The organism is Streptomyces zinciresistens K42 (assembly GCF_000225525.1).
Taxonomy (GTDB): Bacteria; Actinomycetota; Actinomycetes; order Streptomycetales; family Streptomycetaceae; genus Streptomyces; species Streptomyces zinciresistens.
This window is the reverse complement of the sequence record NZ_AGBF01000009.1, coordinates 53048-66320: the sequence shown is the minus strand read 5'-3', so window position 1 is coordinate 66320 and position 13273 is coordinate 53048. Positions and strand designations below refer to the sequence as shown.

General features: G+C 69.7%; 14 protein-coding genes and 1 pseudogene. 10 read left to right on the top strand and 5 right to left on the bottom strand.

Features of this window, described 5'->3' with window-relative positions; genetic code table 11:
* Positions 1–177: 177 nt before the first annotated feature.
* From SZN_RS05590 to SZN_RS05565, 6 genes are all read left to right on the top strand, one after another.
* A complete protein-coding gene (locus tag SZN_RS05590; RefSeq protein ID WP_007492228.1) occupies positions 178–591 on the top strand; it encodes an ATP-binding protein in 414 nt (137 codons plus the stop codon).
* Positions 585–941, top strand: coding sequence for a hypothetical protein (locus SZN_RS05585; protein WP_007492226.1), 357 nt, complete (start codon positions 585–587; stop codon positions 939–941). Before SZN_RS05590 ends, SZN_RS05585 begins: the two co-directional genes overlap by 7 nt.
* Positions 942–1066: 125 nt before the next feature.
* Positions 1067–1369: a putative ATP-grasp-modified RiPP gene (gene tgmA / locus SZN_RS05580; RefSeq protein ID WP_007492224.1), complete on the top strand. Its 303-nt coding sequence runs from the start codon at positions 1067–1069 to the stop codon at positions 1367–1369.
* Entirely contained in the window at positions 1366–2340 is a 975-nt protein-coding gene (gene tgmB, locus SZN_RS05575; RefSeq protein ID WP_007492222.1) for an ATP-grasp ribosomal peptide maturase, read from the top strand. Before tgmA ends, tgmB begins: the two co-directional genes overlap by 4 nt.
* The gene (tgmC, locus tag SZN_RS05570) at positions 2330–3520 is read left to right on the top strand and encodes an ATP-grasp peptide maturase system methyltransferase (protein ID WP_007492220.1); all 1191 of its coding nucleotides are present in this window, start codon (positions 2330–2332) and stop codon (positions 3518–3520) included. The genes tgmB and tgmC overlap by 11 nt, the downstream gene beginning before the upstream one ends.
* Before the next feature lie 31 nt (positions 3521–3551).
* The gene (locus SZN_RS05565; RefSeq protein WP_007492219.1) at positions 3552–3878 is read left to right on the top strand and encodes a DUF6087 family protein; all 327 of its coding nucleotides are present in this window, start codon (positions 3552–3554) and stop codon (positions 3876–3878) included.
* On the opposite strand, the gene SZN_RS05560 is transcribed toward SZN_RS05565, so the two are convergent.
* The 4 genes and pseudogenes from SZN_RS05560 to SZN_RS05550 form a co-directional block, all read right to left on the bottom strand.
* A complete protein-coding gene (locus SZN_RS05560; RefSeq protein ID WP_007492211.1) occupies positions 3879–5552 on the bottom strand; it encodes a relaxase/mobilization nuclease domain-containing protein in 1674 nt (557 codons plus the stop codon). It abuts the gene before it with no gap.
* A complete protein-coding gene (locus SZN_RS43440; protein WP_007492210.1) occupies positions 5549–6085 on the bottom strand; it encodes a plasmid mobilization protein in 537 nt (178 codons plus the stop codon). The genes SZN_RS05560 and SZN_RS43440 overlap by 4 nt, the downstream gene beginning before the upstream one ends.
* A gap of 662 nt (positions 6086–6747) precedes the next feature.
* Positions 6748–7413, bottom strand: a pseudogene (locus SZN_RS42325) (zinc finger domain-containing protein); the annotation flags it as partial.
* 8 nt (positions 7414–7421) lie between these two features.
* Positions 7422–8264: a hypothetical protein gene (locus SZN_RS05550; protein WP_007492209.1), complete on the bottom strand. Its 843-nt coding sequence runs from the start codon at positions 8262–8264 to the stop codon at positions 7422–7424.
* 245 nt (positions 8265–8509) lie between these two features.
* Between SZN_RS05550 and SZN_RS05545 the strand changes: the two genes are divergently transcribed.
* The 4 genes from SZN_RS05545 (at position 8510) to SZN_RS05530 (ending at position 12230) form a co-directional block, all read left to right on the top strand.
* Entirely contained in the window at positions 8510–9937 is a 1428-nt protein-coding gene (locus SZN_RS05545) for an IS1380 family transposase (protein ID WP_279627009.1), read from the top strand.
* A 532-nt stretch (positions 9938–10469) separates the two neighbouring features.
* Entirely contained in the window at positions 10470–10727 is a 258-nt protein-coding gene (locus SZN_RS05540; protein WP_007492205.1) for a helix-turn-helix domain-containing protein, read from the top strand.
* A 142-nt stretch (positions 10728–10869) separates the two neighbouring features.
* On the top strand, positions 10870–11082 hold the full coding sequence (locus SZN_RS05535; RefSeq protein WP_007492203.1) for a helix-turn-helix domain-containing protein: 213 nt from the start codon (positions 10870–10872) through the stop codon (positions 11080–11082).
* On the top strand, positions 11082–12230 hold the full coding sequence (locus SZN_RS05530) for a tyrosine-type recombinase/integrase (RefSeq protein ID WP_007492201.1): 1149 nt from the start codon (positions 11082–11084) through the stop codon (positions 12228–12230). The genes SZN_RS05535 and SZN_RS05530 overlap by 1 nt, the downstream gene beginning before the upstream one ends.
* Before the next feature lie 118 nt (positions 12231–12348).
* Here SZN_RS05530 and arsM read toward each other — a convergent pair whose 3' ends face one another.
* Positions 12349–13242, bottom strand: coding sequence for an arsenite methyltransferase (gene arsM, locus SZN_RS05525; protein ID WP_007492199.1), 894 nt, complete (start codon positions 13240–13242; stop codon positions 12349–12351).
* Between the last annotated feature and the right edge of the window lie 31 nt (positions 13243–13273).

Below are 13273 nucleotides of genomic sequence, written 5' to 3'. Positions count from 1 at the left end.
TTCTAGCTGTGATCACGGCTCTCTACCGTCGTATGCACCACCGAACGAGCCTAGTAGGGAGGCTGTCACTGTGGGTTTCGTTGCGGATGCTGCCGAGCCAATCCTCCTCGGGCGACAACGCCCCGACGGCCGGTGGTTGGGCCACCCCGAACGCGAGCACCTCCAAGGGACGCGACGATGACCATGACGGCTGCAACGGTGGGACCACAGCGCTACCAGGAGCGGTACGCGGCGAGGCTGGAGTCCGTCACTCAGGCGCGTCGGGACATAGCGCTGGTGCTTCAGACCTGGGGCCTGCCTCAGCTGGTGGAGGTCGCCGCGCAGGTCGTCACCGAGTTGGTGGCCAACGCGGTGGAGCACACTGACGCCGCCACGGTCGGCGCCTCGATCACCCGGGTGGGCAAGGAGTCCGCCCGGATCGTCGTGACGGACACGTCCCGCACCAGACCCACCCCGGGCACGCCGTCACAGGACGACGAGCACGGCCGCGGGTTGCTCCTTGTCGACGCTCTTGCCCACGCCTGGGGCAGCGAGCTGGTACGCGGCGGGAAACGCATCTGGGCAGAGCTGCGGGTGCCGGCCGCATGCTGATCGCGCCTGTCTCTTTACTGCTCCTGCCCGCAGAGGAGTTGGCCGGCGGCCCGTACCCGGACGCGTGCGTGGAGCTGGCCTTCAACCCCACATCTACGTCTGACGAGGCCAACGCGATGGTTGTCCCGGAACCGGTCCGGATCACTCCGGCCGACCTTGTGCGGCTGCGCGTGGAGTCGGGCTTGGTCCTCGGCGAGATCCGCGCCGAGGTGCAGCGCGCGGAGAGCGCGTGGCGGCAACACCTCAGCCACTGGTACCGCGACGGTCGGCTGGCGGCCGAGGCCCGCGCACCGGACATCAGCCTTCTTCAGCGAGTCCTGGACAGACTGAGGAATCCCGTCCGGCTTTGACGCAGACCCGGCGCCTCTTCTTCCGGCGCCCACGAGACCCCCGCACCAACAGGACCGCCTTCCGCGACGCCGTGCGGGTGAGCAAGGCACACGAAGGACAGGAACTCCCAACAGAGAGGAAGACCGTGTTCAACCACATGGACCGATTCCCCACCGGCAGCCCCCTGCCGCAGGGGCACCTGACCGTGGCCCCGTGGGGCCTGCGCCGCATCGCCCCGTACCCGCCCGTCGCCGGCCCCGCCTACGCGACGGTGACGCTGGACCCAGAGACGCAGACCGCCCGGTACTTCGACACGTCCGGGGTACCCACCATGTCCCCGGGCCACGGCACGTCCTCCGGCACGAATCCCGCGACCGGCACCACGGGCCAGGGCGACCGCAACAGCGACTCCCCGGACAGCGACACGGGCAACGACACCGACCAGTGACTCCGCTGACGAACGACGATCGTCCGGTCCTGGTCGTCACCAACCTCGACGACCCGACCGCGGACTTCGTGATCGCCGAGCTGCACGACCGGGGTGTCCCGGTCGTGCGGTTCGACTCAGGTGACTTCCCCGCCACCCTGTCGTGCTCCGCTGCCATCGGCGGCGACCGTGACAGTTGGCAGGGAAGCGTGCAGACCCCGAGCCGACGTGCCGACCTGGGCGCCGTGCGTTCCCTGTACTACCGGCGCCCCTCCGGGTTCGCCTTCCCCCACCTCGACAAGCAGGACGAACGGTTCGCTGCAGCCCAGGCCCGCTACGGGCTCGGCGGCATCCTGACCGCCCTGCCCGGCTGCCTCTACGTCAACCACCCCAACCGCATCGGTGACGCCGAGTACAAGCCGGCCGGGCTCGCGGCAGCGGCGGCAGCCGGCTTCACGGTGCCGCCCACGCTCATCACCAACGGTTCCGACGACGCACGGGCCTTCATCAAGGAGCACGGCCCGGCCATCTTCAAGCCGATCTCGGTCCCGCTCTACCTGGTCGACGGCAAGGCACAGACCGTCCCCGTCACCGAGGTGACTGTCGACGAGATCGACGACTCCGTGACCGGCACCATGCACCTCTTCCAGAAGCGCGTGGACAAGGTCGCCGACATCCGGGTCACGATGATCGGCGAGCAAATCTTCGCCGTGCGGATCGACTCCGGTCTCCTCGACTGGCGCACGGACTACGGCACCCACACCTACACGCCCCTTGCCGCGCCGCCCGCGGTGGAGCGGTCAATGCACGCCTATCTGAAGCACTTCGGGCTCGTCTTCGGGGCGTTCGACTTTGCTCTGACCGACTCCGAAGAGTGGATCTTCATCGAGTGCAATCCTTCCGGCCAGTGGGCATGGATGGAGCCGCCGACCGGTCTGCTGATGACTGCCGCACTCGCCGATCTCCTACAAGGAGGCATCCGTGGCCTGTGAGCCCGACATCGAGACTGCCGCCGTCGACCTCCGGCGCCAGCTCACCCGGCAACTGGAAAAGGACGGCCGGCTGCGGCCGCCGCGCTGGCGGGCCGCCGTGGAGGCCGTGCCCCGCCATCAATTCATCCCGCGCTTCTACCGGGAGAGCGACGCTGTCGGCGTCACCACCTGGGAACCGGTCACAAAGGAGACGGTCGGCAAGGAGGAGTGGCTCCGGCTCGTCTACACCGACGAGACATGGATGACCCAGTTCGACGGCCACGACATCGACTGGGCCGACCCGCAGCCGATCAGTAACGCGACCCCGACCTCGTCGTCGACGCTGCCGAGCCTCGTGGTCCGGATGCTCGAAGACCTCGACGTGCAGGACGGCATGAACGTGCTGGAAATCGGCACCGGCACCGGCTACTCGACCGCCCTGATGTGCCACCGGCTCGGCAGCGAGAGCGTGACCTCGATCGAGACGGACGAGGGCGTGGCCCGCCGCGCCCGCGAAGCTCTCACCGCATCCGGTCACACCCCTCACTTGGTAGTGGGGGACGGCCGCGCCGGCCACCCCGCCGGAGCCCCGTACGACCGGCTGATCGCCACATGCGGCTTCCGCAGCATGCCGCCCGCCTGGCTGGAACAGGTCCGGCCGGGCGGCATCATCCTCACCACCCTGCGCGGCTGGATGCGCTCCCTCGGCCTGGTCAAGCTCATCGTCACCGGAGACAGCGCGAGCGGCTGGTTCAGCGAGGACGACCCGAGCTTCATGATCGCCCGCCAGCAGGACGCTCCGGAGAGCCTCGGCACGGTGCCGGGCCCCGACGACGGGACTGCGCGGAAAGCCTCGTACGGGCCGGAGGCGCTCAGCACTTCAGGCCCGGCCTTCATGTCACAGCTGGCGGCGCCGGACGCCCGCTTCTTCTCCATGGGGGTCGACGGCGGTCCGGTCAGCAAGTTCCTGCTGGACAGCGTCACCGATTCCTTCGCCGTCCTCTCTCCCACGGACGACGGCGGCTGGCAGGTCCGCCAGGGCGGCCCCCGCCGCCTGTGGGACGCGGTCGAGTCGGCGGTGGGCACCTGGGAGGAGTACGGCTCACCCAACACCGCCGCCTTCGGCGTGACCGTCTCCCACGACCAGCAGGTCGTCTGGCTCGGGAACCCGAACGGCCCGCAATGGCCGCTACCCTCCTGAGGCAGCCACCACCGACGCGAGGAACGCCAGGATGGACGACGAGCCGCTGAAGAACTGGGCGGAACGCCGTGACGCGAAGATCGGCCGACTTCGCGCCGTGCCCGTCGTGCCCGGCGACGGGCCCCGGGCATCGCATCTGAATCCGGATGCGCCCCGCGCCATCGAGCGGTGGAACGGGCACACGTGGGAGCCGCACGGATTCGCCGCCAATCTGGCCGAGGCCAAAGCGATCCTGTACCCGGAGAGCAACGAGCCGTCACCACTCCAAGGGCCGGTGCCGAAGCCGCTGGGCTCCGGCACCGGCAAACACCGCAAACCCCAGGCACCCAGGTCGGATGGCGGCCGGGCGCAAGGGTGATCAGCGCCGCCGCGCCTGCGGCTGCTGCGGAGCGGCGGGGTGCACCGCGGCATGCTGAGCATTGGGTGCCTGGGCTCGTGGGCCGGGTATGTGGCGTTCACCGAGGCGTTGGATGCGCCAGGTCAGGGTTCTGGCAGGTGAGCGAGCGTCGTCCAGTGAGCGCTGTCGGGCGGCGTGCTGGAGGAGCTGGCGGGGGTCGTGGCCGGCGGTCTCGGCTTGGGTGAGGGCGGCGACCAGTGCCGGCCAGGCGGGGTCGTCGAGGATCCGCTCGGCGTGGTCGGGCAGGACGGTTCGTATGTGCTGGGCGTGGTGTTCCACGATGTGGGTGGGTGGCTTGCGCTGGGCCAGGGCGGCCAGTGGCTGAGCGGCTGCGTGCTCGTAGGCCGCTTGGAGGTGGATCAGGGTCTGGTGGGCGGCGGCGACTTGTTGGTCGTGGTGGCGGGTCTGGTGCCAGCGGGTGGTGGCGATGACGACCAGGACGGCGATGTCGAGGAACATCGTCAGTCCGCTCCCGTCACCGGTGACCGGTGCGGTGCGCAGTGCTCGTACGGCGCCGCGCAGGGCGCGGGCCTGGTCCTGCTGAGCGCGGATGCGGGAGCGGGAGGCGCGTTCGAACGAGAGGGCGGCCTGCTGGAGCTGTGCTCGCAGGTGGTCGGGGGCGAGGAGCGGCAGGACGTCGAGGGCCTCGGCGAAGGCCGCGATGTGTGCCTGGGCCACGGTGTCTTCGGCCTGGTCGAGGTGGTGGGGGATGCGTTCGGCCGCCGCGGTGGCCTGGTGCCAGGGGTTTGGCCTACGTCGGCTGCCCGGCTCTGTGGCTGGTGGGGGTTCGATGCCGGTGAGGCGTTCGGCGATTTTGGGGAAGGACAGGTCGGGGGCGAGTTGGGAGCCGGAGAACCAGACCGGCTCGCCTGCGGCGTTGGTGTCGCCTTCGAGGGCGACCTTGTAGCCGCGTATGTCCCCGGAGGGGAAGTGCTGGACGTCGACGCGTATGCCGTCGACGCCGTCGAGGAGGTGGAGGAACTCTTCCGGGCTGGCGGCGATGGACACCAGCTGGTGGACGGTGGTGCGCAGTTGTTCGCGGGAGGTTGTCTTGCGTCCTTGGCGGCGGGCCTTTTCCTGCTCGGCGCGGGTGGGGCGTTTGGCGGCGGTGCGGTCCCCGCGGACGACTTGGTGGAGGCCGTATTCCTTCTCGATGGCGACGAGTTCGCGGTCGGCGGTGAGGTAGTCGTTCCAGTGGCGTGCGGTGCGCAGGTCCGCCCGGACTTTGGTGGCGGCGATGTGGATGTGGTCGGGGGCGTGGCGGACGGCGACCCATCGGCAGCCGTCCGGATCGCCGTCGGGTGCAATGCCGGTGGCGGCGACGACGCGGCGGGCGATGTCGGCCCACTCCTCGTCGCTGAGGATGCGGTCTTCGGGGGCGGCGCGGATGGAGCAGTGCCACGTGTGTTTCTCGGGTGCGCGGCCGAGCCGCCGGGCCTGCTTGACGTGCAGGTCGAGGTCGGCCACCAGGAGCCTCTTCGTGGCGTCGAAGTCGTCGGCGCGGCCGGGGTCGGGGGCGAAGCCGTCCCAGGAGGCCACCAGGTGCGGGTCGGTGTGGTCCTTGGCCTTCTTGGTGTCGAACAGGTAGCGGATCAGGCCGGCGGTGTCCTTGCCGCCGCTGATCTTCGCGATCATCGGGCCGCCTTGTGGCTGACGGCCTGGTTCGCAGCTGCCGCGATGTGGCGCACTGCAGCGCCGACGGCGTCCAGAGTGCGGTCGGTCTGGGCGAGGAGGGCACTGTCCCCAGGTTGTGGATGGCCGCCGGAGTTGAGCTTCTTGGCGATCTGGTTGACGTTGCGGCCGATGGTGGCGACCTGCTCGCGCAGGGCGGTCAGCTCGTCGATGTAGTCGTCCAGCTGGGTGCGTTGGCCGGGCACAGTGAGGTCACCTTCAACGTGGGCCAGGGTGACGGCGGCGACGTAGTGAGCGCCGCTCAGGTTCAGCGACGTGGCCTTGGCACGGATTGCGTCCCTCTCCTCAACGCTGTAACGGGCATCGACGCGCTTCTTGCGCCGGCCGCCTGGGTCGGGTTTGCGGCGTTGGGCGACTCGATGCAGAGCGGCTGCTTCGGCGGCGCGCGGCAGGGGCACGGCAACGGCGACGGGCTCGGCGTCAGAGTGTTGCTTCTCCTCCTCGGGCACCCCCTGGTGCCCGAGTGCCTCCGCCACCCCTGGGGCGGAGGCTTCCCCGTGGAACCGGCCTGTGGACGGTCCAGCGGGATACCTTGCTGCGCGGTTGTCTGAGGCGATGGGCGTCTCCTGCTGGTTGGTGTGTTCGTGGTGTCGGTCGTGCACGTGTGCTTCTCCTGGATGTGTTCGGTAGGGAGCGCCGCTGAGTTGCCGTGCGAGGGCAGCGGCCGGAGCAGTTCAGCGGTGGTGGGCTGAGGTCTGGACAGGCGACCGAGATAGGCGCTGTCCGAGCGAGGGCTGTGGTTGAAACGAGAGGGGACGGAGACCGGTCCACATAGCGCTGCGGTGCACCGTCCCCAGACGCTTGGGGACGAGGATGTGACGCTTCGTCACGGGGACGGTTCCCCTGACGCGTCGTCACGGGGACGGTCCCCTTTCCGTAGCGCGGTCCCGGTCCCGAAGGGGCCGCTGTGGGGACGGTCCCCGTTCTGGGGACGCTCTGGGGACGGCATGAAAGGCCCTCTGACCTGCGGTTTCAGAGGGGATCGGTCCCCGGTAGTCGTCGGCACCGTCCCCGCGACACCGTCCCCAAAGTTTCGTCGGGGCGGTGTACGCGGTGCGGGGACCGACGGTCGTATCCCCACATAGCTGCCGCGAGGCGCGAAACCGGTCCCCGTCACGCAGCTCGGTGTCGGCCTGTCCCGGGTAGCGGCGAGGTCGACGCGTGACGGGTGGGGAGTCGCTCGTACGGCGTTGCCCCGGGCGGTTCCGTCGGGGCTCGCCCTGCGTCGACGGCACGGGGAGCCCACGGGTGCGTGGCACCAGTCGCACCGGACGCCGAGCGCATCGGGTAGGCCCTCGGTGACGGCGGCGTCGCGCGCGGCGCGGGTCGGACGGTAGCGGGCGAGTTCGGCGCGTACGGCCGGTGGGATGCACGACCCGAGCTCGCGCAGCCGCTCCTCGACGTCGCGAGGCCGGCAACTGCCGGCGATCTGCCGATGCGTCGAAGGGGCGGCCTGGCCGGCGGCGACCGCGTTGCGGGACCGGAGCAGCTCGGCTCGCCAGGCGGCCGGATCGTCGGGGTCGGCAGCGGGTGTGGGGTCGGTGTGCCGGTTGAGGCGGTCGCGCCGGTGGGCGCGCCATCTGCGGGCGATGTCCACGGGCAGGATCGGGTACGGCGAGTCGAGGACGTGGGACCGTATCGCCTCGCGGACGTCCCAGCCGTGGTCGGTGGCGAACGGCACGTCGTCGAGCAGTTCCTGCCACTGGGCGATCTGGTCACGGGCCTCGCCCGTGCCGGTGCGGATGGTGCGGGGGTCGAGGCGGCCGGTGTAGGCGAGGACAGCGGCGACTTCGCGTCGGTCCAAAGGGCGGGTTACTCCGTTCCGGTCGGTTCGTCGAGGGCGGCGAGCAGGGCGGCCATGTGCGCCTCGGAGCGCGTCATGCCGGTGGTTGGGGTGGGCGGGCCGCCGGGCACGGCGTACAGGTTGGGGCGGCCAGGGGCGGGGGTGTGCTCGCGGGCGATCCACGCGCGCCAGTCGGCCGTCCACGCGGCGGCGGTGCGAGACGCCCAGGCAGCCCGGTAGGTGCGCCACTTCTCGTCGGCGGCGTGCAGCGCCTCCTCGCCGAGGCGGTCGAGGTGGCCGTGGTGCTGCAGCCAGGCACGGGCGTCGTCGTCGATCTGCCACTCGATGGCGGAGATGAGCGGGGCGGAGCTGCTGCTCTTACCGTTCACCTTCGGTTCTCTTCTGTTCTGGGGGTCGGAATCTGCACCCCCTCCGGGTCGGAATCCGTACCCCCTGGGGGCCGGATTCTGTTCCCCGGGGTCGGATTCCGATCCCCCCTCGAAGGACTCGACCGGGTCGGATTCCGGCCCCCCGAGGGTCGGAATCTGACCCCCTTGGGGAGCCGGATTCCGGTCGCCCTCCGCGGCCTGCTCGCCGAGGAACCGGGCGGCGACCGGGAGGAGGTAGTACGTCTCGCCCCGTGGTCCCTTGCGGCCGGCGAGCGGCACGAGTTCGCCGCTGTCGATCAACTTGGCCAGGGCATCGCGCACGGCGGTGCGGGAGGCATTGGCGCGTTTCATGAGGGTGGGCACGGACGCGTACGCGACGCAGTGCCGGTCGCGGCACCGGTCGGCGATCAGGGCGAGGACCATGCGAGCGGTGCCTTTGCTGCGGCTGTGGTCCCACACCCATTCGCGGGCGTCGTAGCTCATCGGGCGGCGGCTCCTAGGTGAGGGCGTGGCGGTGTGGCCGCCCTCGTCGGGCGGTGCGGGGGAAGGGGGGTGGCGCACAGCCCCGGTCCGAAGGCGCGGCGGAGGGCTGGTGGCGTCGTATAGCCAACCCTGGGTATTCAGCGGAATTGGGTGATCTGACGCCCCGATAGCAGAAAGGTGCCGTTGACCTGCAAGGATGTGAGTGTCGAAGTCATATCCGCTGCAGAGAGCAAGGCACCTTTCTGGTGGTTGAGCGTACAGGGTGGGACCGTCGGCTGTCGGTGATGGCTGACGGCAAGAGGCTGATCGGGCATGCCGGGGCGGTGCTGCTGCGCCGATGCGCGGACCGCACGGGACTGACGGGGGCGCTGGCGAAGATACTGCCGTCCAGCACGGTGGCCAGCTGGCGGAACCGTGCAGCGGTGCTGGTGCACCTGGCCGTCGCGATCGTGCTCGGGGCCGAGAACCTGTCGGAGGCCGAGCAGCTCCAGTTACATCATCGGCCGTTGTTCGGGGCCGCGGCCTCAGACTCCACTGCCCGCCGCACGCTGGCGGCACTCGATGAGGCCACTCTGGCGAAGATCGCAAAGGTGCGGGCGCGGGTGCGCCGGCACGTGTGGAGCTTGCTGCATCTGCGGCCGGGCGGCTTCCCCTGGGTGACCGTGGCAGGCAAGCGGCTGACCGGCTGGATCGTCATCGACCTCGACGCCACCATCATCACCTCCGCCTCGAAGAAGACCGGAGCAGCGGTCACTTTCAAAAAGACGTTCGGATTCCATCCGCTGGCCGCGTGGTGTGCCAACACCACCGAGTCCCTGGCCATGCTCCTGCGGCCGGGGAACTCCGGAGCGAACACGGTGACCGACCACATCGCCGTTCTCACCGATGCCCTCGCGCAGATCCCCGGCTCCTCGGCCGCGAAGATCCTCGTCCGGGTGGACGGGGCCGGGGCCACCCACGGGCTGCTGGAACACCTCGAAGCCCTGAACACCGCACGGCGCACGGTCCGTTACACCGTCGGCTGGAAGATCACCGAAGACGACGAGAAGGCCATCGCCCGCCTACCCGGGATGGCCTGGGAGACCTCCGTGCACCCAGACGGCAGCGTCCAGGAGGGCTACTTCGTCGCCGAGCTGACCGGCCTGAACACCCGCGGGGGCTGGCCAGAAGGGATGCGGCTGATCGTGCGCCGGGTCCGTCCGGCCCGGCGGCACCTGAAGAAGCTGACCGCGTTCGAGAAGAAGACCGGCTGGCGGTATTGCATCACCGCGACCAACATCCGCCACATGTGGGGCATCGCCGGGTCGGGCCACGCACAGTTCCTGGACGTGCTGCACCGCTCCCACGCAGGTGTGGAAGACCGGGTACGCACCAACAAAGCGATGGGGCTGGACAACCTGCCCTCGCAATCGTGGGAGGTCAACCGCGGCTGGATGCTCGCCGCGAACATCGCCGCCGATCTCGACGCCTGGGTGCGACTGCTGGCCCTGCACGACATCGAAGACCTGGCCGACGCCGAGCCTGACACCATGCGTTTCCGCCTCTACCACCTGCCCGCCCGACTCGCCGACCACGCCCGCCGCCGATGGCTCCGGATCGAGCGGACCTGGCCCTGGGCGACCGCCTTCACCACCTGCTGGCAGCGGCTGACCGCACTCCCGGCCATCACCTGACGACCGGCAGCCAGACCCGACGAAGACCAGGAAGGAGCAGGACCAACACCCTCCGGGAGCCGTGGAACCCCGGCGCAGCCGCAGCGACACGCGAAGGCCCCACCCGCGATCACGCGGAACAAACAGGGCGAACCGACTGCCCGCTCACGCACTCACGACCACTGAAGAATCGAGGCCAAGACAGCCACATGCATGCCGCACAAGTCCAGCATTTCGCCGGGAAATCAGACAGCTGACGGCGAACGTGTGCTGCGAGGCATCACCAAAACCATAAACCCGAATCGGCGGTTGCCGAAATAATGGTCCGTCAGCTAAAGCCAGAAGCATCACGTCGGGAGACCGTTGACTCCCGCTGCGAGCGCAAGCTACAACACAACACCCCACGTCAGAGCGTGTCATCCGGCTGGCGAAGACGCCGCCAACCGGACATCCGGAACCCAGCCCAGAAGTAAGCCCCGGCCGTCGGCCCGGCGCAACATAGCCGACGATCGCCGGTTAACCAAACCGGCGAATGCAAGCTACAAATGGAGCCATGGCAGCACGATCCCTGGAAATCGGCACGGCCGGAATACGGACCGCCCGCACCATCGAAATCCTCCGCACCGAACGCGGCCTCGCCCAGCGCGAGCTTGCCGCCCGCGTCACCGCCCTCGGCCGCCCGATGACCAACACGATGCTGTCTCGCATCGAACGTGCCCAACGCCGTTGCGACATCGACGACCTAGTCGCCCTCGCCCAGGCCCTCCGGGTCTCGCCCCTGGCCCTCCTCCATGGGCCCCGCGCCGCGTAACGCCAAGCGCTGCCAGCAGGAACGGTCTGCTGCCCAGAACCACCCCGAGTAAAGGACCCGTCGCCCTTGCGCCGACCCGCAATACCCCCTGCCCGTCCCCGCTCCCAGCGCACCGCTCGCACCGCACAGGAGGTGACCGCAAATGGCTGATCGCCTCCTGACAGTGGCCGAGGCCGGCGAAATGCTCGGTACAGGCGAGCGCTTCGTCCGTCGCCTGATCGCCGAGCGCCGCATCCGCTACGTGAAGCTCGGCCGCCCTGTGCGCATCCCGGAAAGCGCGATCGCCGAGTACGTCGAGGCGCGCACCGTCGAGCCGGTGCGCCGTGTCCGTGCCCGCTACGGGAAGGCGGCCTGATGGCGGGACGCAAGCCGCAGCGGCGGCGCGAGTTCGGCACGGTGCGCAAGCTCGCCTCCGGTCGGTGGCAGGCCCGCTACATCGGACCTGACGGCCAGCGGTACACCGCACCGGAGACGTTCGAGACCAGGTCCGACGCCCAGGACTGGCTCAACCTCGTCCGCGCCGACATCGAGCGCAACGTCTGGCGCGATCCGGATGCCGGTGCGGTCAACTTCGAGAAGTACGCACTCCGTTGGATGGAGGAGCGCGGCCTGGCCCTCACCACCGTCGACCGCTATGACGGACTGCTGCGCCTGCACCTCCTGCCGACCTTCGGCGGCAAGGACCTGGACGAGATCACTCCGCCCTCCGTCCGCACATGGCGCGCCGAGCGCCTGAAGGCGACCGGCGCCACCACGGTCGCCAAGTCGTACCGCCTGCTGAAGGGCATCCTGCAGACGGCGGTCGACGACGATCTCCTGCGCAGCAACCCGTGCCGTATTAAGGGCGCGGGCAAGGAGGAGGCCGACGAACGCCCCACCGCCACCGTCGAGCAGGTCTTCGACCTCGCCGACGCCATGGGCCCGCGCTGGCGCCTGATGGTCCTGCTCGGCGCCTTCGCCTCCCTCCGCCCGGAGGAGCTGGCCGAACTGCGCCGTCACAGTGTCGATATCGACGAATGTGCGCTGCGCGTCACGCACGCGTCCCCCGAGCTGACGAACGGCAGACGGGTCACCGGCGACCCCAAGACCCGCGCGGGCAAACGCACTGTCTACCTGCCCGACTTCCTGCTCCCGGAATTGCGCCGCCACCTGCAGTGGTTCGCGGAGAAGGAGCGGGACGGCCTCCTGTTCGTCGGTGAGAAGGGCGCCCCCTTCCGCCGCTCGACCTTCGGCCGCAAGTGGCGCAAGGCGAGGACCAAAGTCGGCATGGCGGACAACTTCCGCTTCTACGACCTCCGGCACACCGGCAACACCCTGGCCGCCGACACCGGCGCCAAGCTGAAGGACCTCATGGTCCGCGCCGGCCAGTCCTCGGAGCGGGCCCAGTTGATCTACCAGCACTCGACGGCGAAGCACCAGCGCAAGCTGGCGCATGGCATCGACGTCGAGGTGCGCGCACAACTCCGAGATGCTGGCGGGGCGCAGAGCGCCCGTGAGGCATGAAGCCCTGGTGTCAATGCGTGGGGTCGGGTCGAGCAGGCCCCGACCCCACGCGTCGGCTGAGCGCACAGCCGACCGCAGTTGTCGGCGGTCCGCTGTCACAGTGTCCGACAGGGGCTGGTCAGCCCTGGCAACCGCACCCCGAGGCGGCCTTGGCTTCCGCCACCGTGGTGGCGGGATCGGTGGCCTGCTCGTCCGAGGTGCAGCAGGCGGCGATGCCGCAGCACGCGCCCGTCTCCGCGTTCGAGGAGCCCGGCTCATCAGTGGTGGAGGGCTTGACCGCGCGAACGATGGCCGAGTGCATCCCGTCGGCGACGGCGTGGGTGGGCGTGATCTCGATGCCGGTGAACCCGGCGGCTTCGAGCCCTTCCCGGTACTCGGCGAAGGACAGCGCGCCTGCGATGCAGCCAACGTAGTCGCCGCGTTCGGCGCGCTGCTTGGGCATGAGGGTGTCGTCGGCGACGACGTCGGTGACGCCGATACGGCCGCCGGGCTTGAGCACGCGGAACGTCTCGGCGAAGACGGCGGGCTTGTCGACGGACAGGTTGATCACGCAGTTGGAGATGACGACGTCGATGGTGTTGGCGGGCAGTGGGATGGCCTCGATGGTGCCCTTGAGGAACTCGACGTTGGCGGCTCCCGCCTTCTGCGCGTTGGCCAGAGCGAGGGCGAGCATCTCGTCGGTCATGTCGAGCCCGTACGCCTTGCCGGTCGGGCCGACGCGGCGGGCGGAGAGCAGGACGTCGATGCCGCCGCCGGAGCCGAGGTCGAGGACGTACTCGCCCTCGCGCAGTTCCGCCACGGCGGTCGGGTTGCCGCAGCCGAGGGAGGCGGCGACGGCCTCGGCGGGGAGGGTGTCGCGCTCGTCGGTGGCGTAGAGCGTGGAGCCGAAGTTCTCGTCGACCTCGACCGGCTCGGGCCCGCAACAGGCGGTGCCGCCCTCACTGACCTTCACGGCTGCGGCGGCGTAGCGCCGGCGGACGGATTCGCGCAGGTCGGTGGACTGCTCGTTCATCACTTCACTCCTGGGTGACTGGGCATGGCGG